A 20834-nucleotide genomic window follows, 5' to 3' on the forward strand; every position below is an offset into this window, starting at 1 on the left:
GGATAAGTTAATGACGTTATGGACAGGTAGTGGCCTGTTCAATATAGAACTCGGTCAGGTGATTATGATCGCCGTTGGCCTGCTTCTTCTGTTCCTTGCAATTCGCAAAGGGTTTGAGCCATTGCTGCTGGTGCCTATCGGGTTTGGTGGCATTCTGGCGAATATTCCGGAGGCAGGGCTTGCTCTGACTGCGGCGGAAAATGCTATCCATCTTGCCATGAGTGGCGGGAAAGGGGAGTTGCTGGCTACGCTGGCTGCGCCTCTGGATGTGGCTTATCAGGCTGGGCAAGCAATTACGCCCGAGCTGAAAGAAGCCTTCAAGCTGGCCGTGAAAGAAGCTAGCTATTCCGAAATGGCGGCAGCGAATACGGTCGCTCAGGATGCCGGTTATGGTAATGGCATGCTGTATAACTTCTATTCAGTAGTTATCGGCAGCACCATCGGGCCTCTGGTGATTTTCATGGGTGTTGGTGCAATGACGGATTTCGGTCCGTTGCTGGCTAACCCGAAAACCATGCTGCTGGGTGCAGCGGCCCAGTTCGGTATTTTTGGTACGGTTTTGGGTGCTGCACTGCTGGACTGGCTAGGTATTCTTGATTTTACCATTCTGGAAGCCGCTGCTATCGGTATCATTGGTGGTGCTGATGGTCCAACATCCATCTACGTTTCCAGTGTTCTGGCTCCGCATCTGTTGGGTGCAATTGCTGTCTCCGCGTATGCGTACATGGCGATGGTTCCTATGATTCAGCCGCCGATCATGAAGGCGCTGACTACTGAGAAAGAGCGGGCTATCAAGATGTCCCAGCTGCGCCCTGTCAGCAAGCGTGAAAAGATTGTTTTCCCGCTGGTTGTTTTGATCGCTGTGGTTCTGTTCTTGCCAGATGCTGCGCCTCTGCTGGGTATGTTCTGCTTTGGTAATCTGATGCGTGAGTGTGGTGTGGTGGAGCGCTTGAGTGACACTGCACAGAATGCCCTGATCAACATTACTACTATTTTCCTTGGTTTGTCTGTTGGCTCCAAGCTGATGGCAGACAAGTTTCTGGACGCTCAAACTCTGGGTATTCTGGGGCTGGGTATCGTAGCGTTTGGTGTTGGTACTGCTTGCGGTGTTCTGATGGCCAAGCTGATGAATAAGGTCAGTAAGGATCCGATCAACCCGTTGATTGGTTCTGCTGGTGTATCTGCGGTGCCGATGGCAGCGCGGGTTTCCAACAAGGTTGGTCTTGAGGCGAATCCGCAGAACTTCCTGCTGATGCATGCTATGGGGCCGAACGTTGCTGGTGTTATTGGTTCGGCTGTTGCTGCGGGTGTGATGATCAAATTGCTTAGCTGATTGTTGCTCTTGCAGTGCTTTACGGAAGACCCCGCCTTTGTGCGGGGTTTTCTGCTTTCTGGGCCTGTTAACTTGGGTGTCTGAGCCGGAGAGGCGCCTTCTTTCAGGAACCGCTTCGAGCACCCGCAAGCGGGTCCGGACAGCAATCATAGATTGCTGTCGTTCGGCTGCGCATGAAGCTTCGCTTCATAAACGCTTGCCTCACCCCTGTGGCTTGTCTCCGGCCGTCCTTGGCCTACGACATTCCTGAAAATCAGCCCCGCACCAACTCTTTGATCTTCGGTATTCGCCTTCTTAAAGACTGATTTAATGAAAATCTCGTGAGGTGACTGGAAGCGCCTGTATCAGATGACTCAGGTCCGAGAGTTTTCCCGCCATAACATGAACAATCTCTCCCTCTCTTTCCAGAATGCCTTTTACGTGCAGCAACCGTGCGGTGAGTAACGGTTTGCGCTGGCGGCGGGCGGTTTCGAGCCAGACGACAACGTTTACGTTGCCGGTTTCGTCTTCCAGGGTTACGAAGGTAACGCCGGAGGCGGAGCCGGGGCGTTGGCGGCCGGTTACCAACCCGGCTACCTGTACGGGGATGCCAGCCTTGGTGGTTTTGAGTTGTTCGGCGCTCAGGCAGAGCTGTAGGTGGCCTTGTTCCCGAAGCAGGGCCAGTGGGTGGCGTTGGAGGGTTAGGCCTTGGCTGGCGTAGTCGGCGAGGATGTTTTGGCCTTCTGTGGGTTCCGGTAGCAGGTCGCAGGTTTCCGGTTCGTAGTTTTCTTTGTCTTCTGCTGCTTCTATCCCGGCAAAAAGTTCACTGGGTTTTTCATGGGCCAGTAGTTGCCAGTAAGCTTGGTGGCGGTTGCTGGAGAAAGCAGGCATGGCGTTGGTACCGGCGAGGAGTTCCATTTCCCTTTGATTGAGGTCTGCCAGACGGCGTAGTTCGGATGAGGAGCGGTAGCCGGTTGCTGGGCGGTGCAGGTTCAGGCGTTGTGATGCGTTTTCCGAGAGACCCCGGATAATTCTTAAACCCAAGCGCAGTTGCAGGTCAGCGCCCTCTAGAGTGTGGTCCCACTGGCTCTTGTTAATGTCTGGGGGCAGTGCCACTACGTTATGGCGTTTGGCATCCTGTAGCAGTTGCGACGGAGAGTAGAATCCCATGGGTTGGCTGTTGAGTAGGGCGCAGTAGAAGGCTGCTGGGTAGTGGCGTTTGATCCAGGCGGAGACGTAAACGAGCAGAGCGAAGCTGGCGGCGTGGGATTCGGGGAAACCATAGCCACCGAAGCCGCAGATCTGCAGGTAGAGTCGTTCGGCAAAGTCGGCATTGTGGCCACGTGCCAGCATGCCGTTGATGAGTTTTTCCCGGAAGGGGGTCATGTCGCCGTGGGATTTCCAGGCGGCCATGGCGCGGCGGAGTTGGTCGGCTTCGCCAGCGGTAAAACCCGCGGCAACCATGGCGAGTTTGATGACCTGTTCCTGGAAAATGGGCACGCCTAGCGTGCGTTCCAACACGCCACGGATGGCGTCGTTGGGGTAGTCCACTGGCTCCAGTCCGTGTTTGCGGCGCAGGTAGGGGTGCACCATGTCGCCCTGGATGGGGCCAGGGCGGACTATGGCTACTTCGATCACCAGGTCGTAGAAAGTTTCGGGTTTCAGTCTCGGCAGCATGTTGATCTGGGCGCGGGATTCCACCTGAAATACGCCAATGCTGTCGCCTTTTTGCAGCATGTTGTAGGTAGCCCGGTCTTCTCGTGGAATGTCCTGCATGCGAAAGGGGTGACCTTTCTGCTGGCTGATTAGTTCGAGAGCCTTGCGGATGGCCGTGAGCATGCCCAGTGCGAGTACGTCCACTTTCATCAGACCCAGGCTTTCCAGGTCGTCTTTGTCCCACTGGATAACAGTGCGGTCTGCCATGGCGGCGTTTTCCACGGGCACCAATTCGCTTAGCGGGCCAGAGCTGATAACAAAGCCCCCCACATGTTGAGAGAGGTGGCGGGGGAAGCCGAGCAGGGTGTTCACCAGAGCAAAGAACTGGTCTGCGACTTTCGGGTTGCGGGTCAGGCGTTTGTCGAGAATCTGCTGGCGCCAGTTGGTGGCTTTGTCTCGCCAGTCGATGCCTTCCAGCAGTTGTTCCACTAGTGCTGGATCAAACCCCAGAGCCTTACCAACGTCGCGAATAGCGCTCTTTGGGCGATAGCGGATAACTGTGGCTGCCAATGCCGCCCGCCCTCGGCTATAGCGTTGGTAGATGTACTGAATCACTTCTTCCCGGCGTTCGTGTTCAAAGTCCACGTCGATATCCGGCGGCTCGTTTCTGTCTTTGGAGATGAAGCGTTCAAACAGCAGGTCGACCTGGGCCGGGTTTACTTCGGTAATGCCCAGGCAATAGCACACGGCGGAGTTGGCTGCAGAGCCTCGTCCCTGACATAGAATGCCCTGACTGCGTGCGAAGGCAACTATGTCGTGGATGGTGAGGAAGTAGTGTTCGTACTTCATCTCGGAAATCAGCCCCAATTCTTTGTGGATCAGGGCCTGAACAGACAATGGCGTGCCTGACGGATAGCGTTTCTGTTCACCTTGCTGCGTTAAACGCTTCAGATAGGCAGCCGGGGTTTCACCCTCTGGAACCAGGTCTGGGGGATATTCGTAACGCAAGCTGCCTGGCTCAAAGGTGCACTGTTGAGCAATGCGTACAGATTCTTGCAGCCAGGCTTCCGGGAACAACCGGTGCAATACCGATAGGGGGCGTAGGTAGCGCTCGCCATTCTGGAACAGGCAATGGCCGGCCTTTTCAAGGCTGGTGTGATTACGGAGGGCTGTGAGCACGTCTTGCAAGGGCTGGCGTTGCCGGTTGTGCATGTGAGCTTCGCCAACGGCCGTAATCGGGCATCGTAAATGGTCACTAAGCCAGCGGGCTCTGGCCAGTTGTTGCTCTTCGCCAGATTCCAGGGTTCGGGCGGCGGCAATCCAAAGGCGGTGTTCAAACAGCCGGAGCAACCATTCGCCACAGGCCAGAGCCTGATCGGCATCGGCTTCAGCTGGTGAGGGCGGCAACCACAGGCACAGGCAGTCATCCAGAGCATGGGTTTCCGCATCGCTATGGAAAAGCTGATATTGGCCTTTTTCGGCCCGGCGCCGGCCGGTGGTTATAAACTGGCAAAGCTGGCCGTAACCTTTTCGGGTACGGGCCAGAAGAATGAATCGGGGGGCGCTGGCACCGGCTGGGCTATCAGCCAACTCAAACCAGCTTCCGGTAATCAGTTTTACCGGGCTTTCTTTCAGTGCCGCCCAGGCGCGGGGAATGCCTGCAACCGAACAGGCGTCGGTAATGGCCAGTGCGGTATACCCAAGCTCTGCGGCGCGCTCTGCCAGCTCATGGGGATGAGAAGCTCCGGTCAGAAAGGTGAAATTGCTGAAGCAAAACAACTCAGCATAAGGAGGTTCATTCATCAGCCAAACCAGCCATGTATAAACCAGCCTTCCCGCATATCCCGGAATACCCATGCAAGCTGCCCGCTATTCAGTTGGGCAATGTAATAATCCCGCTGTACACGCTGACCGTCCCACCAGCCGCCACTGATCCTTTCCGGGCCGGTAAACCATGCTTTCGGAGTTTCTGTAAGTGGTTGGGGGCCTTGTAGAAGCCACAGAGGGCGGCGAGGCAGTTGGTCTGTTGCTGCTATTGTTGCTGGGCTTGGTCGCCGCACTTCCGACGTGCGCCATGCCCGCTCAGGCCGATGATCAGCATTGGGTGCTAGCTGCTTGAGTGCAGTGGCCCCAAGTCTGGCTTGCAAGCGGCTGATCAGAGTATGCCAGGCTTCGTTCAGATCCTGAGTTTCGCCCAGCAGGTCCTGCCCGCCGGGCACTTCCCGCCCCAGAAACCGCTTAACCGTCAGGCGTAGTGAGGCGACCGGAGCCTGTAATGGCTGCTGCTCAAATCGCAGGCTGATCAGATTCAGGAAGGCTTCCGCCCGATGTTCGGGGCCGGATGTGCGGATGCGCAGGCGCGTTGGTTCCCCGCGTCTGTGTTGAAGTACCAGCAGCAAACAATCGGTATCCTGCTGGCGCCAACACAGATCCTTCTCAAGCTCAGTCAATATGCGGCGCAAGGGAAACATCAATCCTTGTGATTGCTCAATATCCTGCACAAAGTCTGCCTGTTGCCGAAAGTAGTGAGGCGGTTGCCAGGGTGCTTGAGGATCTGGTCTGGCGCCCTGAATTTTCTGGATATAGGCCAGGGTTTCCGGCGACAACCTGCGCGCCATTTCTGCCGGAGGTAAGTTGAATACTTCGCCCAGGGTATTCAGGCCAAGCCTTTGCAGGCGTGTGCAGGTGCGCCCGTCAAACTCCGCAGCCAGCAGTGGCATCGTGCCTAAGATCTGGAGAATACGGCCTGTGTCGGATGAGCATTCACCCAAGCCATTGCGTGCGACCAGACCCGCGGCTAGCGGTGTGTGACCAATGCCTATCCAGGCGGTAAGCTGACGTTCGTGTAGGACTTCTTCTATTGTTCGCCAAACAGCAGGAAGGCCACCGTACATTCGCTGCAGGCTGCCGATTTCAGCCAGCAAGCCGTTAGTTGGAACCAGCACAATGTTAGCCACATAGCGGTATAACCAGCGGGCCTGGTCTTCCAGAATGCGGGCTTCTTGTGGCGGGTCTGCTCTTACTATTCCCAGCTCAGGCACAAGGCTAATGGCTGTTTTCAGCCGCATCCCAATCTTTACACCCAGGTTTCTGGCCGTTGGGCAGGCCTGTATTACTTTCTGCCCGGAGCCCTCAACAATCACCAGGGCAGCAACGTTTTCACCGGAACGGCGAATGTGATCCAGCAGCAAGTGAGGGAAGTGCAAGTGCAGCCAAAGCATGAAGATTACCGTGTCGCCGCGGGCCAGGGGCCTTGAACCACTCGGGGTGTTTCATGATGAAATAAGCTGGCCCGGTGAGCCATCGCCAGCGAGCAACGCTGGCCTGGCCAACTGCCACGGCGCTTTACCACATTCACTTTCAGGCCCTGTTGAACGTCAGGCTCCAAATCAAGGCGCAAGGCTGCCGGGGAGTTCTGTTCGGCATAGTGGCGATCACGGAAAAGCACGCACACATTGCTTCCGGCCTCGGCCGCCAACTGTAAACGCCGGATTTCCCGAGCGGCCAGTTTGCCGGGCCAGGCTATAACCAGGCCCGTAACCGGGGAGCGCAGGCAGTTTTCCAGAGTCCATAGGAAATCGCCTTTGTCTTCAGTGTGGACCATGATGACATGATCCAGATTGATACCTTCCCGTGCCAGTGCCGGGGCATAGGGCGTATGTGGCGGATTCAACCAGAACACGGTTTTACCGGTCTGCGACAGCTTCTGCATCAGCGGCATTAACAAAGTCAGCTCGCCAATACCGGGGGCATCCAGTAAGCATTCGCTCAAAGCGCCTCGGGGCCAGCCAAGCCCTCCGAGTTGGTTATCCAGAGCCTGATAACCGGTCGGTTCTGCCGCTTGAGTGGTTTTTGTATGCCTGTGCCCCTGCCAGACACGGGCGTCTTTCATTAGCGTGTTAAGAAGCTCGCTCATGGTGTAATCTCGGAATACTGTTTAAATATACAGTATTCCGATGAGGCGCTGATTTCAAGACGCCAGTTGATAAAATGAGTGGCCGGACCCATGTTGTATGGTGTGTAGCGGTAAAAACTCGGATATCAGCTCGGAGGTTGAGCATGAATGGATTGGCTGAACAACGCTGTGAGGCGTGTAATGCGAACGCCCCCAAGGTAGCTGATGAAGAAAAGCTGTCACTGCATAAAGACGTTCAGGACTGGGAGATTCTCAGCGTCGATGGTGAAGAACAGTTACGCCGGATATTCAAGTTCAAGAATTTTTCTCAAGCCTTGGCTTTTACCAACAAGGTGGGGGAGCTGGCTGAGAGAGAAAACCATCACCCGGCCATCTTGCTGGAGTATGGCAAATCAACCGTAAGCTGGTGGACCCACGCAATTGGTGGGTTACACAAAAACGATTTCATCATGGCCGCGAGAACAGACTCGGCTTACCACTGATCGTCTTTTTTCTCTTGGGCTTCAAGTTCTGCTTTTCGCTTGCGGACTTTCTCCAGCTTGTCCTTCGGGATATGCATTTTGCTGGCCGAATCCCGAAGCATGAATAGGCTGCCCAAGACCAGGCCCAAGGCAACGAGTATAAATATCCAGCCTATCATTGGCATGGGTCAGGCTCCCTTTTTGGTTGTTGTCGTGTAGTAGAAGTGTTTTTCTATAGTGGAATGTCCCGGCCGGATTGGCAGAACATTCCATTCCTTATCATGCATTATGGCAGTGTATGCTAAAAACAGGAGTTCTATCAGATGGCAAAGTTATTACAGGTTGATTTTCCGTTTACTGGTCCTTTTGGTGCAGAAATGGCTGAGGCACTGAAAGATCTTGCCGTTTCTATCACTGAAGAGCCTGGCTTTATCTGGAAGATATGGACAGAGAATGCGTCTGAAAACGATGCTGGCGGGATTTACCTTTTTGAAACAGAAGAAACGGCTCAAGCTTATCTTGAGAAGCACACAGAAAGGCTCAAAGGGCTTGGTGTTGAAAAGGTTCATGGCAAGATTTTTGATGTGAATATGGACTTGTCGAAGATCACTAACGGGCCTGTTTAAGGTTCCGGGATCAGCGCAGAATACACCCACTAGCAAAAACAGCATTCAAGGAGCCCGTCATTATGAGCGATTCCAGTTACATCCCGCCCAAGGTCTGGAAGTGGGAGTCTGCAAGCGGTGGCGCTTTTTCAAATATCAACCGCCCCATTGCAGGCCCCACCCACAACAAAGAGCTTCCGGTTGGCAAGCATCCTTTTCAGCTTTATTCGCTGGCTACCCCCAACGGTGTGAAAGTAACAATAATGCTGGAAGAGCTTCTGGAATTGGGCATCAGTGAGGCTGAATATGACGGCTGGCTGATTCGCATCAATGAAGGCGAGCAGTTCGGCAGTGGGTTTGTGGGCGTTAACCCCAACTCCAAGATTCCGGCGTTGTTTGATCACTCTCAGGGCCCAGCTGTTCGAGTATTTGAATCGGGTTCCATCTTGCTCTATCTGGCAGAGAAGTTTGATAAGTTCCTGCCGACGGATATCACAGCTCGTACCGAGACCCTTAACTGGCTATTCTGGCAAATGGGCAGTGCGGCCTTTGTAGGCGGGGGCTTTGGACATTTCTTTGCTTATGCACCTGAGAAGTACGAGTACCCGATTAATCGATACACCATGGAAGTGAAACGGCAGTTGGATGTACTGGATCGTCAGTTGGCCAATAATCAGTATATTGCCGGCGATGAATACACTATTGCCGATATGGCGGCCTGGCCTTGGTATGGCGCTCTGGTGACTAACGCCGTTTACGATGCCGCAGAGTTTCTTGAAGCACACACCTATACCAATGTGATGCGCTGGGCTCTGGAAATTAAAAAACGGCCAGCCGTTCAGCGTGGGCGCATGGTGAACCGCGCCTGGGGTGAGCCAGAAACCCAGTTGCATGAACGCCATGATGCGAGCGATTTTGAGCACAAAACCCAGGATAAACTTGCTGGTGCCTCAGAAGATTCCTGATTATCCAACTTTGACTCAACTCAGGCTTTTTGATGATGTCTGATATTGCCTACATCGTTGGTTTGACGGCACTTGCCGGTATCTGCATTCCACTTGGCGGATTACTGGCAAGTGTTGAGCGCATTGGTCCCAACTGGCTGGAACAGGAGTTCCGGCACTTCCTGATTGCCTTGGGTGGTGGCATTTTGCTGGGCGCCGTGACCATAGTGCTGATACCGGAAGGGCAGTCGAGTATCGGTAATTCGTTCTGGGCTATCCCAGCGATCATAGCTGGTGGCGTGCTGTTTTTCTGGGTAGAGCGAATGCTTGGCGTTCATCACCGGGAATCACCACAGCTAATGGGCGTAATGCTGGATTTTGTACCTGAAGCCGCCGCTTTGGGTGGGTTGATCATAGTAAACCCAAGCCTCGCGCCCTTGATGGCGGTGCTGATTGCTATGCAAAATCTGCCTGAGGGCTTTAACGCCTATCGGGAGTTTCTGGATAAGCCGGGCTATACACCGAAGAAAACTCTGGCTGTCATGTCCAGTCTCGCAATGGCCGGGCCGGCCGCAGGGCTTCTTGGGTACTTCTTCCTGTCTGAGCAGCCCGTAGTGCTGGGAACCATAATGCTGGTGGCGTCTGGCGGGATTCTGTATCTGATTTTCCAGGATATAGCGCCTCAGTCCCGGCTGGACAAGCACTGGGGGCCTCCGCTTGGTGCGGTGCTGGGATTTTGCCTGGCATTGTTCAGCGATATGTTGGTTACGCAGGCCTGAGGCTTGTAGGAAAGCTTCAGGCCCGGGCCCGATAACTCAGGCAATTTTACGTGTGGACTTTTTGTTAAGGATTTTCTCAATCTCTTCCGCCGAGAGGTTTTCCTTCTTGAGCGCGGCATTGGCCAGCGCCTCAAGCTGGTCCCTGTTATCCGTCAGAAATTCGATGGTGGCTGCTTCCATGGCCAGAAGTTCTGACTGGATTTCTGCGTCAATAAGCTCCGCCATCTTCTCACTGTATTCCCGGCTAGCACCCATTTCGCGCCCCAGGAATACGTGTTCCTCTCCAATGCTCAGACCTACCGGGCCAATCTTATCGTTCATGCCCCATTGGCCGATCATGCGGCGGATGAGTTTAGTGGCTTCCTTGAGATCGTTCTGGGCACCGGTGGTCACTTCTCCGTAGATGATTTTTTCTGCGGAACGCCCACCGAGCATTACCTTGATGCGATCCCTGAGGTAGCTTTCGGAGTAGTTGTAGCGATCTTCCGTTGGCGTTTGCTCGGTGACGCCCAAAGCCATGCCATGGGGGATAATGGTAAGCCGTGTGAGAGGGTCAGCTTTTGGCATGTAATAGGCCATAATCGCGTGACCACTCTCGTGGTAGGCCACCACCTCCCGTTCTTCCGGCGACAGTCTTGCGTCACGCTTTTCCCCCAGAACGATGCGGTCCCGGGCAATCTCGAAACAACGAGCCGTGACTTCTTTGAGGTTTTCCCGGGCGGCTGTCAGGGCAGCTTCGTTCACCAGGTTCTTCAGGTCGGCACCGGAAAAACCTATGGTGCGGGCCGCCAGTTGTTCCAGATCTACATCTGAGGCCAGGGGCACTTTACGCACATGCACTGCAAGAATAGCGTCCCGTGCATCCTTGTGCGGGAGATCCAGAGTAATCTTGCGGTCAAAGCGGCCGGGCCGGAGCAGGGCGCTGTCCAGAACATCGGGGCGGTTGGTAGCGGCCAGCACAAGAATGTTCTCGTGGGATTCAAAGCCGTCCATTTCCGTAAGAATCTGGTTCAGTGTCTGTTCTCTTTCATCGTGCCCACCACCCAGGCCTGCGCCCCGGGAGCGGCCGATGGCGTCGAGTTCGTCAATAAATATCAGTGCCGGGGCTTCCTTGCGGGCATTCTCGAACATGTCCCGAACCCTTGAGGCGCCCACGCCCACAAACATCTCGATAAACTCCGAGGCGCTCACACTGAAGAAGGGCACTTCCGCTTCACCGGCAATAGCGCGGGCAAGCAGGGTTTTACCAGTCCCCGGCGGGCCCACCATAAGCACGCCTTTGGGCATGGATGCGCCCAGTGCCCGGTACTTGTCCGGTGATTTCAGGAAGTCGATAATTTCCGCAATTTCCCGTTTGGCCGATTCAATGCCTGCTACATCATTCAGTGTGGTGGTGGACGTTTCTTTTATCGCCCGACGGGCTTTCGACTGGCCCTGGTTAAACATGCCGCCACCCTGCATCATGCGCTTCTGGGCAGATCCCCAGAACCAGTACATCAGGGCCAGCAACAGTATCCAGGGCAGAAAGCCACGAATCAGTTCCTGCCACCACAGCAGCCCCGCAGACTGGGCCCGGATAGTGACATCCTGGGCTTCCAGCAGAGAGAGCAGTTCCGGATCATCCATGGGTGGACGGGTGGTGTTGAACCCGGGACTTGAGTTTTGCGATGCGTTTTCAGAGTTGAAAGAGGCTCGGCCCTGATCGCTGAACAGGCCGGTTATGTTCTCTTCCTTCAGCGTTACCTCGGACACCTGGTTGTTAGCCACGGCAGTTTTGAATTCGGAATACGCCAGCTCCTGAAGTTTGGGAGTACCGCTGTCCTGCAACCACATAAATGCCAGGAAGATGGCTGCGCTAAGCCAGAGAAAGGAGTACTGCTTGGGTACCTCGGGCTTCTGGTCAGCAGGCGGTGTCTGGTTTCCGGAACGGTTGGGGTTGGTCATTTTGGTCTCCGGTCGCCCTCCATGATCTTGGCCACGAAAACGGATTTTCCATAGGTCTCGAACGACCACTTCATGGTGTCGGAGAGTACTTTCATAACCTCGTCGTACTCGCCGAAGATTTCTGTACTCATGCGGCCAGCGACAACTTGCAGGCCGGTCTCTTCCAGCCGGGCGATGAGATCCCAGATGGGTTGTTTGTAGTCATCCTTGAGGGGATAACAGCTCAGTTGTACAGACAGGAACATAAACACCTCCAGCTTTCGTATTTGGCACAGTATTGCCCAGTGGTGACTGTATCAGTAACCCATGGCCGAGGACGTGCTGCGTCTCGGATCTGCGCCACCGTACAAGGTACCATCGTCTCCTATCATAATACTCTGAATAGCCCCCATAGCCGAGTTGGTGACCACCTTGTGGCCGCGGCTTTCCAGCAGGCGCACTGAGTCTTTGCTGATACCTTGCTCGATTCTGATTTCATCCGGTAACCACTGGTGGTGGATACGGGGCGCGTTGACGGCAGTTTGTATATTCATGCCGTGGTCAATCACGTTCATAATTACCTGCAGGGTTGTCGTGATAATGCGCGAACCGCCAGGGCTGCCGGTGACCAGAAAGTTGCGCTCGCCTTTGCGAACGATGGTGGGCGACATGGAACTGAGCATACGCTTACCAGGCTCCACTTTGTTTGCTGCTCCGCCAATCAAGCCGTAGGCATTGGGCACGCCCGGTTTGGCGCTGAAATCGTCCATTTCGTTATTGAGTAAAAAGCCCGCGCCCTTAACGGTAATGCCTGAGCCATAACTGAAGTTGATGGTGTAAGTGTTCGATACCGCATTGCCCCACTTGTCTACTACTGAAAAGTGGGTGGTTTCGGGGCTTTCGTAGGTCGCTGGCTGGCCGTGGCGAACGTCTTGGGCAGGGCGCGCCTTGTCTTGTTTGATGCCTCGCCGTAATTCTTCTGCATAATATTTGCTGGTCAGCCCTTTCAGGGGCACGTCAACATAATCCGTATCGCCCAAATATTCGGATCGGTCGGCATAGGCCAGTTTCATGGCTTCAGCCATATAGTGAATCGTATCCGCCGAGTTGTGGCCCAGCTCTGAAATCGGGAAGCCTTCAAGTACATTCAGTATCTGCACAATGTGAGCGCCGCCAGAGGAGGGCGGTGACATGGAGTAGATATCGTAGCCACGATAACTTCCATGCACCGGCGTGCGCACAGCCGGCTGATAGTTTTCAAGATCCTGCCGGGTAATGAGGCCGCCGTGCCTTTCCATTTCTTCAACAATCAGTTTTGCGGTTTCACCTTGGTAAAACCCTTTTACGCCATCATCGGCAATACGTTGCAGCGTATCGGCCAGTTCTGGCTGGCGAAAGCGCTCACCGGCTTGCCAGGCAGAGCCGTCTTCTTTGTAAAAGGTTGCCCGGGTTGCAGGCCAGCGCTGAAGACGCTCTCGCGCTTGTTCAAGCCCTTCATTGAAACGCTTGGGAACAATGAAGCCATCACGGGCAAGTTTGATGGCCGGTGCCAGCGCCTGTTTCAGGGAAAGGGTGCCATGGCGTTCAAGAGCCAGGGCAAGTCCTGCCACAGTACCGGGGACGCCTGCGGCCAGATGCGTAAACCGGCTGCGGTTCTTTACTACCTCGCCGGATTCATCCTGATACATGGTTTCGGTGGCGCCTGAGGGTGCTTTTTCGCGGTAATCTATAGCTTCCGGCTCGGAGCCGTCGCCTTTGGATATCAGCATGAAGCCACCGCCGCCGATGTTTCCGGACCTTGGCTGGGTGACGGCCAAGGCAAACCCGGCCGTTACCGCCGCATCTACGGCGTTGCCACCGTTTTTCAGCACGTTTAACGCTACCTCGGTGGCTAAGGTGTGGCTAGTCGCCACCATGCCGTTACGTGCGCTGGCAGGATGAAAGCGCTCGCCTTCGAGAATGGCTTGGCTAAGAACCGGCGTTGCCAGAGTTGTAAGGCAGAGGCTTAGGGTTAGTACGCGTAAGGCGCTTGAGCGCCCGGTAAGGCGGGTTTTTCCTGATTGCTGGTGTAGGTCTCTGTCCATGTCTCCACTCCTCGTTTCTGATGATCATATAGGCTATGATAGCCCGTCATTTTATAGGGTGCGTACCGCTAACCTTGGTTCCTTTTCGAGCTGCCGTTTCTGGTAATGGTTTCCGTCGCATCTGCTTTCCCGTTTTTCAGTTAAGGAAAGGCTTTCATGGAGCATACCTATCGTCTTGTGATTTCTTGCCCGGATGGGGTGGGAATTGTCGCCAAGGTGAGTAATTTTCTGTCCACTTACAATGGCTGGATAACCGAAGCAAGCCACCACTCCGATACCCACAGTGGTTGGTTTTTCATGCGTCACGAAATTAAAGCCGAGTCTATTCCGTTTGGTCTTGAGCAGTTCCGTGCTGCATTTGCGCCGATTGCCCGGGAATTCGATATGAATTGGCATATCGCCGATTCGGCCCAGCCCAAAAAAGTGATTCTCATGTGCAGTAAGGAGTCCCACTGTGTGGCCGACCTCCTGTACCGTTGGCACAGCAACGAAATCAACGCGGAAATTGTTGCGGTTATCTCCAATCATGACGATTTACGCCCTATGGTGGAGTGGCACGGTATTCCATACCATCACATTCCGGTGGGTAAGGCTAACCGTGACGAAGCATTCGCCCAAATTGACGAACTTTTCCAGAATTATGAAGCCGATGTAGTGGTGCTTGCGCGCTATATGCAGATTTTACCTGCGGAGCTTTGTGCAAAGTATTCTGGCAAGGTGATCAACATACACCATAGCTTTCTACCATCCTTTGCCGGAGCGCGGCCCTATCATCAGGCGTACAGTCGCGGAGTGAAGTTGATTGGTGCTACCTGTCATTACGTGACTCAGGATCTTGACGAGGGCCCGATTATTGAGCAGGACGTTATACGCATTAATCACAGCGATACCATCGAAGACATGGTGCGTCTGGGTAAGGATGTAGAGAAAAATGTTCTTGCCCGGGGATTGCGCTCTCATATCGAAGATCGTGTGATTACCCACGAAAACAAGACAGTAGTATTTGATTAAGGCTGCCTCACAGATGCCCTTGAAGGGCGTGACTGTGCTAGAATCGGCGGCTTGATGAAGAATAACTACGGGGCCCAGAAGCTGCCCTAAACGACTTCCAGATAACGCAAAGGAACCTTTCTCGATGGGTGAATTAGCCAAAGAGATCCTGCCGGTCAATATTGAAGACGAACTGAAGCAGTCTTACCTGGATTACGCCATGAGCGTCATCGTCGGGCGAGCGCTTCCTGACGTGCGGGATGGCCTCAAGCCGGTTCACCGTCGTGTTCTGTTCGCTATGTCTGAACTGAACAACGACTGGAACAAGGCCTACAAGAAGTCTGCCCGTGTGGTGGGTGATGTTATTGGTAAATACCACCCGCATGGTGACTCTGCTGTTTACGACACCATCGTTCGTATGGCTCAGCCTTTCTCTCTGCGGTATCCGCTGGTAGATGGTCAGGGCAACTTTGGTTCTATCGACGGTGATAACGCGGCAGCCATGCGTTACACCGAAATCCGTATGAAGAAAATTGCCCACTCGTTGCTGGCGGATCTCGATAAAGAAACCGTAGATTTTGTCGACAACTACGACGGCACAGAGCGTATTCCAGAGGTTATGCCTACCCGGGTTCCTAACCTGCTGGTGAATGGCTCCTCCGGTATCGCTGTAGGTATGGCGACCAATATTCCGCCCCATAACCTGACAGAAGTGGTTAACGGTTGTTTGGCGCTGATTGATAATCCGGATCTCACCTGTGATGAACTAATGGAGTTCATTCCGGGCCCGGATTTCCCGACCGAAGGCATTATCAATGGCCGTGCCGGCATTGTTGAAGCCTATCGCACCGGTCGTGGCCGCATTTACATTCGCGCCCGCCACGAGATTGAAACCGACAAGAAGACCAACCGCGACGCCATCATCATTACCGAGCTGCCGTATCAGCTGAACAAGGCCCGTCTGATCGAAAAGATCGCCGAGCTGGTGAAGGAAAAGCGTCTGGAAGGTATTACCGAGCTGCGGGACGAGTCCAACAAGGAAGGTATCCGCATCTTTATCGAGTTGCGCCGTGGTGAAAATCCGGAGGTTGTGGTCAACAACCTGTTCAAGCACACCCAGTTGCAGACGGTATTCGGCATCAACATGGTTGCGCTGATCAACGGCGAGCCACGAATCCTGAATCTCAAGGAAATGCTGGATGCGTTCGTGCGCCACCGCCGTGAAGTGGTGACCCGCCGTACCATCTTTGAGCTGCGTAAAGCCCGCGAGCGTGGCCACATTCTTGAAGGCCTGACTGTAGCACTGGCCAACATCGATGAGATGATCGAACTGATCAAGGCCTCCCCAAGCTCAGTGGAAGCCAAAGAGAAGCTGATGGCCCGCGGCTGGGCGCCGGGTGACGTAATGGCGATGCTTGAGCGAGCCGGCGAAGACGCTTGCCGCCCGGACGATCTGCCGGAAATCTACGGCCTGCGTGACGGCCTGTACTTTATGTCTCCGGAGCAGACTCAGGCGATCCTGGACATGCGTCTTCACCGTCTGACCGGTCTGGAAACTGAAAAGCTCCAGAACGAGTACAAGGAAATCCTTGAGAAAATTGCCGGACTGCTGGAAATCTTAGGTGACCCGGATCGCTTGATGCAGGTTATCCGTGAGGAGCTGGAAGCCGTAGTAGAAGAGTTTGGTGATGAGCGTCGTACAGAAATAACCAGCTCTCAGCGTGATCTTACGATCGCCGACCTGATTGATGAAGAAGAACTGGTTGTCACGATTTCCCACAGTGGTTACGCCAAGACTCAAGCGGTTGAGGATTATCAGGCCCAGCGCCGTGGTGGCCGTGGTAAAGCTGCGACTTCCATGAAAGACGAAGATTTCGTTGAAAAGCTACTGGTCGCTAACTCCCACGACACCATTTTGTGCTTCTCCAACCGTGGCAAGGTGTACTGGTTGCGCGTGTTCGAGATTCCCCGCGCCAGCCGCGCATCTCGTGGTAGGCCGATGGTAAATATTCTGCCGTTGGATGAAGGTGAGCGTATTACCACCTTCCTGCCGGTGCGCGATTATCCGGAAAACCAGTTTGTTCTGATGGCAACGTCTGCGGGCGTCGTTAAGAAAACACCTTTGCCGAACTTCTCACGCCCGCGGAGCAGTGGTTTGATTGCCTTGTCTCTTGATGAAGGCGATACGCTGATTGGCGCTGCGATTACCGAAGGCGATGCTGAAATCATGCTGTTCTCTACAGCAGGTAAAGCGGTTCGTTTCAACGAAGAAGCCGTTCGCCCGCTAAGTCGAACTGCCCGTGGTGTGCGTGGTATCAGAATGCCAGAAGGGCATCATGTTGTGTCTTTGATCATTCCTCAGGAAGGCGGAGTTATTCTGACAGCCAGCGAGAATGGTTACGGCAAGCGGACTGCGCTTGAAGAGTTCCCAACGTACGGTCGTGGCAGCCAAGGCGTTATTGCTATGCAATGCTCCGAGCGTAACGGCAATCTTGTCACCGCGTTGCAGTTATTCGAAGGCGACGAGATGATGCTGATTTCCGACAAGGGCACGCTGGTTCGTACCCGCACGGATGAAGTATCGGTTCTTAGCCGGAACACGCAAGGTGTGCGCCTGATCAGGTTGAGTCAGGAAGACGAGCGTTTGGTAGGTGTTGAGCGAATTGCCGAAACCGACGATGACGACATGGAAGATGCCTCAACAGATGAAAACGCAAACAACAGTCCGGAACAGGATGCTGGCGAGGAATAAGCCGGCACTGCCGAACACCGAATCCGCAAGACGTGAGAGACCACAGGAACATGAGCAGGGCGTATAACTTTTGTGCAGGTCCGGCAACCTTGCCGGAAAGTGTGCTGGCACAGGCACGGGATGAAATGCTGGACTGGCGTGGCACGGGCATGTCGGTAATGGAAATGAGCCATCGCAGTGATGAGTTTGTGGAAATTGCCGAAATGGCCGAGCAAGATCTGCGTGAATTGGCCGGAGTATCAGATGATTACGCTGTACTCTTCATGCAGGGCGGAGCTTCCAGCCAGTTCTCCACCATTCCTTTAAACCTGTTGGGCGACAAAACGTCTGCGGATTACGTTAATACTGGCATCTGGTCGAAGAAGGCCATTGCCGAGGCTAAGCGCTATGCCGATGTAAATGTGGTTGCCAGTTCGGAAGAGGGCGGCTTTGTCAATATTCCCGATCATGCGTCGTGGCAGACCAGCTCCGATGCGGCTTACTTGCACTACACACCGAACGAAACCATTGGTGGTCTGGAGTATGACTTTATTCCCGACAGCGGCATGGTGCCCTTGGTAGCAGATATGTCATCCACCATGCTTTCGCGCCCGGTTGATGTGTCCAAGTTTGGTCTGATTTACGCTGGCGCCCAAAAGAATATCGGCCCTTCCGGGCTGGTTGTGGTCATTATTCGGAAAGACCTTCTGGGCAAAGCCCGAAAGGAAACGCCGACCATGATGAACTATCAGGTGATTGCGGATAACGGCTCCATGTACAACACGCCAGCGACTTACTCTTGGTATCTCGCGGGTCTGGTATTCAAGTGGTTGAAAGCTCAGGGCGGTGTAAAAGCCATGGGTGAGATAAACCGAAGGAAAGCAGAAAAACTGTACGGTTTCATCGATGCTAATGAATTTTACGCCAACCCTATCGACCCACGCTTCCGTTCTTGGATGAATATACCCTTCACGCTGCAGGACGATGGCTTGAATGCTGCCTTCCTTAAGGGTGCCGACGCTCGGGGCTTACTCAATCTGGCGGGGCACCGTTCCGTGGGAGGTATGCGTGCCAGCATCTATAACGCCATGCCAGAAGCTGGTGTGGATGCGCTGATTCAGTATATGACAGAGTTTGCGAAGGAGCGGGGCTGACCATGAGCGATGAGCAGATCCGCCTCGGAGAACTACGGGAAGAAATAGACAGCCTTGATCAGAAGATCATGGAACTGATCAGTGCCCGTGCGAAATGCGCGCAGGAAGTGGCCCATGTAAAAATGGAAGCCAACCCCGGTGAAGATGTGTTTTTTTACCGTCCTGAGCGTGAGGCTCAGGTGCTGCGCCGCATAAAAGAAGCTAACCCGGGGCCATTGCCAGGCGAAGAGATGGCCCGGTTGTTTCGCGAAATTATGTCGGCTTGTCTGGCGCTAGAAAAGCCCATGCATATTGCCTTCTTGGGACCTGTCGGCACTTTTACCCAGGCGGCAGCGCTCAAACATTTCGGGCATTCTGTTGTTAGTGTGCCTTTGCCTGCCATTGATGCCGTTTTCCGCGAAGTCGCGTCCGGCGCTGCCCACTATGGAGTGGTGCCGGTTGAAAACTCCACGGAGGGTATGATCAATCACACGCTTGATATGTTCATGTCCTCACCGCTGAAGATTTGCGGCGAGGTTCAGCTGAGAATTCACCATCATCTTTTGGTGTCACCTGAATTCCGCGATCAAGAAATAACACGCATTTATTCGCACCAGCAGTCATTTGCCCAATGCCGCCAGTGGTTGGATACCCACCGTTACGGTGTTGAGCGGGTAACGGTTTCCAGTAACGCCGAAGCTGCGCGCCGCGCCGCGCAGGAGCCGGGTACCGCTGCGATAGCAGGTGATATGGCGGCCGAGCTATACGGCTTAGAGAAGCTTGCGAATAGCATTGAAGACCGCCCGGATAACACCACGCGGTTCCTCATTATCGGCCGGGAAGAAGTACCGGCCAGCGGGCATGATAAGTCATCGATACTTGTTTCAATGAGAAATAAACCCGGCGCACTGTATCAGCTATTGGAGCCGTTTCACCGTCACGGCATCAGTCTTACGCGGATCGAAACCCGGCCATCACCCAGTGGTACCTGGGCCTATGTTTTTTATATTGATTTTGAAGGGCACATGGATGACGAGCAGGCCAGAAAAGTGCTTGCGGAAGTAGATGAAGAAGCTGTCGAACTCAAACGTTTGGGCTCCTATCCCATCGGTGTACTTTAAAATTGATCTGGCACGTGAATAGCATCGGAATTCAGGCGGTTTAAGGAAGGTATATGGCCATCGATTATCAGAGTCTTGCGGTAAAAGGCGTTCAGGCTTTGTCTCCCTATCAGCCGGGCAAACCTATTAGCGAGCTGGCTCGTCAATTGGGTCTAGACCCGGCTGCGATCATCAAGCTTGCGAGCAACGAGAATCCATTGGGCCCCAGTAAAATAGCTATTGCGGCGGCTGAAACTGCCTTGTCCGAGCTTTGCCTATACCCCGATGGCAACGGGTTTGAACTCAAACAGAAGCTGTCCAAGCGTCTTGGGGTTGGTGCTGATCAGATCACACTAGGCAATGGCTCCAACGATGTGCTTGAAGTCATTGCGCGTTGCTTTGCGGACGCCAGTTCCGAGGTTGTCTTTTCCCAGTATGCGTTTGCCGTTTATCCGATTGTTACTCAAGCTATTGGTGCCACAGCGGTCTCTGTGCCGGCTAAAGACTGGGGCCACGACCTTGATGCCATGGCGGCGGCAGTAACCGAGCGCACGCGGCTGGTATTTGTGGCCAACCCGAACAATCCTACGGGAACCGTGCACGACTCAGACGCCATTGAGGCGTTTCTCGACAAAATTCCGCAAAATGTTCTCGTGGTTTTAGACGAAGCCTACTGCGAATACATGACCGGAGAAAAAGATCCGGATGGTGTTGCGCTTCTAAGCCGTTTCCCCAACCTAATTGTGTGTCGTACTTTTTCCAAAGCTTGGGGGCTCGCGGCTTTGCGTGTCGGCTATAGCATTAGTTCACCGGCTATCGCTGATATTCTTAACCGTGTGCGCCAGCCTTTTAATGTGAACTCCCTCGCTCTTGCAGCCGCCACGGCAGTGCTGGATGACGAAGACTATCTACAACGTTCCCGCGAGGCGAATACAGCTGGGTTGAAGCAGCTACAAAAGGCCTTTGATGAAATGGGCCTTCGGTATATTCCGTCTTCGGGGAATTTTGTGGCCGTTGAAGTGGGGCCGCATGCCATGGGCGTGTATCAGGCGTTGCTGGCTCAGGGCGTAATAGTACGCCCTGTTGCGGGTTACGGCATGCCTAACCACCTGAGGGTGTCGGTAGGTTTGCCGTTGGAGAATGAGCAGTTTATCGACGCGCTCGCAAAAGCGTTGGTTGCGGCTGGGCAGGGCGCCTGAT

The 20834-nt window shown here is 54.2% G+C and carries 17 protein-coding genes; 10 read left to right on the forward strand and 7 right to left on the reverse strand.

All coding sequences use genetic code 11. From position 1 onward, the window contains the following. The first annotated feature begins 10 nt into the window (after positions 1 to 10). A complete protein-coding gene (locus MWU62_RS12915; RefSeq protein ID WP_247115307.1) occupies positions 11 to 1333 on the forward strand; it encodes a sodium ion-translocating decarboxylase subunit beta in 1323 nt (440 codons plus the stop codon). A 306-nt stretch (positions 1334 to 1639) separates the two neighbouring features. On the opposite strand, the gene MWU62_RS12920 is transcribed toward MWU62_RS12915, so the two are convergent. From MWU62_RS12920 to imuA, 3 genes are read right to left on the reverse strand one after another with little or no spacing between them, the layout of a single operon-like run. Beyond that, positions 1640 to 4771, reverse strand: a complete 3132-nt coding sequence (locus MWU62_RS12920; RefSeq protein ID WP_247115308.1) for an error-prone DNA polymerase — start codon at positions 4769 to 4771, stop codon at positions 1640 to 1642. Further along, entirely contained in the window at positions 4771 to 6189 is a 1419-nt protein-coding gene (locus MWU62_RS12925; protein ID WP_247115309.1) for a DNA polymerase Y family protein, read from the reverse strand. Before MWU62_RS12925 ends, MWU62_RS12920 begins: the two co-directional genes overlap by 1 nt. Before the next feature lie 5 nt (positions 6190 to 6194). Then, the gene (imuA, locus tag MWU62_RS12930; RefSeq protein WP_247115310.1) at positions 6195 to 6884 is read right to left on the reverse strand and encodes a translesion DNA synthesis-associated protein ImuA; all 690 of its coding nucleotides are present in this window, start codon (positions 6882 to 6884) and stop codon (positions 6195 to 6197) included. Positions 6885 to 7027: 143 nt separating this feature from the next. Between imuA and MWU62_RS12935 the strand changes: the two genes are divergently transcribed. Continuing rightward, a complete protein-coding gene (locus MWU62_RS12935) occupies positions 7028 to 7366 on the forward strand; it encodes a 4a-hydroxytetrahydrobiopterin dehydratase (RefSeq protein WP_247115311.1) in 339 nt (112 codons plus the stop codon). Here the strand turns inward: MWU62_RS12935 and MWU62_RS12940 are convergent. Then, positions 7357 to 7530, reverse strand: coding sequence for a DUF2897 family protein (locus MWU62_RS12940; RefSeq protein ID WP_247115312.1), 174 nt, complete (start codon positions 7528 to 7530; stop codon positions 7357 to 7359). The two genes, MWU62_RS12935 and MWU62_RS12940, sit on opposite strands and share 10 nt — an antisense overlap. 138 nt (positions 7531 to 7668) lie before the next feature. Here MWU62_RS12940 and MWU62_RS12945 point away from each other — a divergent pair, with 138 nt between their 5' ends. The 3 genes from MWU62_RS12945 (at position 7669) to MWU62_RS12955 (ending at position 9673) form a co-directional block, all read left to right on the forward strand. Continuing rightward, the gene (locus MWU62_RS12945) at positions 7669 to 7971 is read left to right on the forward strand and encodes a monooxygenase (protein ID WP_247115313.1); all 303 of its coding nucleotides are present in this window, start codon (positions 7669 to 7671) and stop codon (positions 7969 to 7971) included. A 62-nt stretch (positions 7972 to 8033) separates the two neighbouring features. Continuing rightward, positions 8034 to 8915, forward strand: coding sequence for a glutathione-dependent disulfide-bond oxidoreductase (gene yghU / locus MWU62_RS12950; RefSeq protein ID WP_247115314.1), 882 nt, complete (start codon positions 8034 to 8036; stop codon positions 8913 to 8915). Between the two features lie 32 nt (positions 8916 to 8947). Continuing rightward, the gene (locus MWU62_RS12955) at positions 8948 to 9673 is read left to right on the forward strand and encodes a divalent cation transporter (RefSeq protein ID WP_247115315.1); all 726 of its coding nucleotides are present in this window, start codon (positions 8948 to 8950) and stop codon (positions 9671 to 9673) included. 36 nt (positions 9674 to 9709) lie between these two features. Here the strand turns inward: MWU62_RS12955 and ftsH are convergent, their stop codons facing one another. Genes ftsH through ggt form a run of 3 tightly spaced genes read right to left on the reverse strand, consistent with a single transcriptional unit; the run spans position 9710 to position 13680 of the window. Beyond that, on the reverse strand, positions 9710 to 11617 hold the full coding sequence (gene ftsH, locus MWU62_RS12960) for an ATP-dependent zinc metalloprotease FtsH (protein ID WP_247115316.1): 1908 nt from the start codon (positions 11615 to 11617) through the stop codon (positions 9710 to 9712). Then, positions 11614 to 11862 (reverse strand): YkoF family thiamine/hydroxymethylpyrimidine-binding protein, encoded by a 249-nt coding sequence (locus MWU62_RS12965; RefSeq protein ID WP_247115317.1) that lies wholly within the window; start codon positions 11860 to 11862, stop codon positions 11614 to 11616. The genes ftsH and MWU62_RS12965 overlap by 4 nt, the downstream gene beginning before the upstream one ends. A 51-nt stretch (positions 11863 to 11913) precedes the next feature. Then, a complete protein-coding gene (gene ggt, locus MWU62_RS12970; RefSeq protein WP_247115318.1) occupies positions 11914 to 13680 on the reverse strand; it encodes a gamma-glutamyltransferase in 1767 nt (588 codons plus the stop codon). 156 nt (positions 13681 to 13836) lie between these two features. Here ggt and purU point away from each other — a divergent pair, with 156 nt between their 5' ends. The 5 genes from purU (at position 13837) to hisC (ending at position 20833) form a co-directional block, all read left to right on the forward strand. Further along, entirely contained in the window at positions 13837 to 14691 is an 855-nt protein-coding gene (purU, locus tag MWU62_RS12975; RefSeq protein ID WP_200366118.1) for a formyltetrahydrofolate deformylase, read from the forward strand. A 124-nt stretch (positions 14692 to 14815) separates the two neighbouring features. Further along, on the forward strand, positions 14816 to 17422 hold the full coding sequence (gyrA, locus tag MWU62_RS12980) for a DNA gyrase subunit A (protein ID WP_247115319.1): 2607 nt from the start codon (positions 14816 to 14818) through the stop codon (positions 17420 to 17422). A gap of 50 nt (positions 17423 to 17472) precedes the next feature. Continuing rightward, positions 17473 to 18555: a 3-phosphoserine/phosphohydroxythreonine transaminase gene (gene serC, locus MWU62_RS12985; RefSeq protein WP_247115320.1), complete on the forward strand. Its 1083-nt coding sequence runs from the start codon at positions 17473 to 17475 to the stop codon at positions 18553 to 18555. A gap of 2 nt (positions 18556 to 18557) precedes the next feature. After that, the gene (gene pheA / locus MWU62_RS12990) at positions 18558 to 19655 is read left to right on the forward strand and encodes a prephenate dehydratase (RefSeq protein ID WP_200366103.1); all 1098 of its coding nucleotides are present in this window, start codon (positions 18558 to 18560) and stop codon (positions 19653 to 19655) included. 53 nt (positions 19656 to 19708) lie between these two features. Further along, the gene (gene hisC, locus MWU62_RS12995; RefSeq protein WP_247115321.1) at positions 19709 to 20833 is read left to right on the forward strand and encodes a histidinol-phosphate transaminase; all 1125 of its coding nucleotides are present in this window, start codon (positions 19709 to 19711) and stop codon (positions 20831 to 20833) included. The last annotated feature ends 1 nt before the right edge of the window (position 20834 follow it).

The sequence above is a fragment of the Marinobacter sp. S6332 genome, from assembly GCF_023016045.1.
In the GTDB taxonomy this organism is placed as follows: domain Bacteria; phylum Pseudomonadota; class Gammaproteobacteria; order Pseudomonadales; family Oleiphilaceae; genus Marinobacter.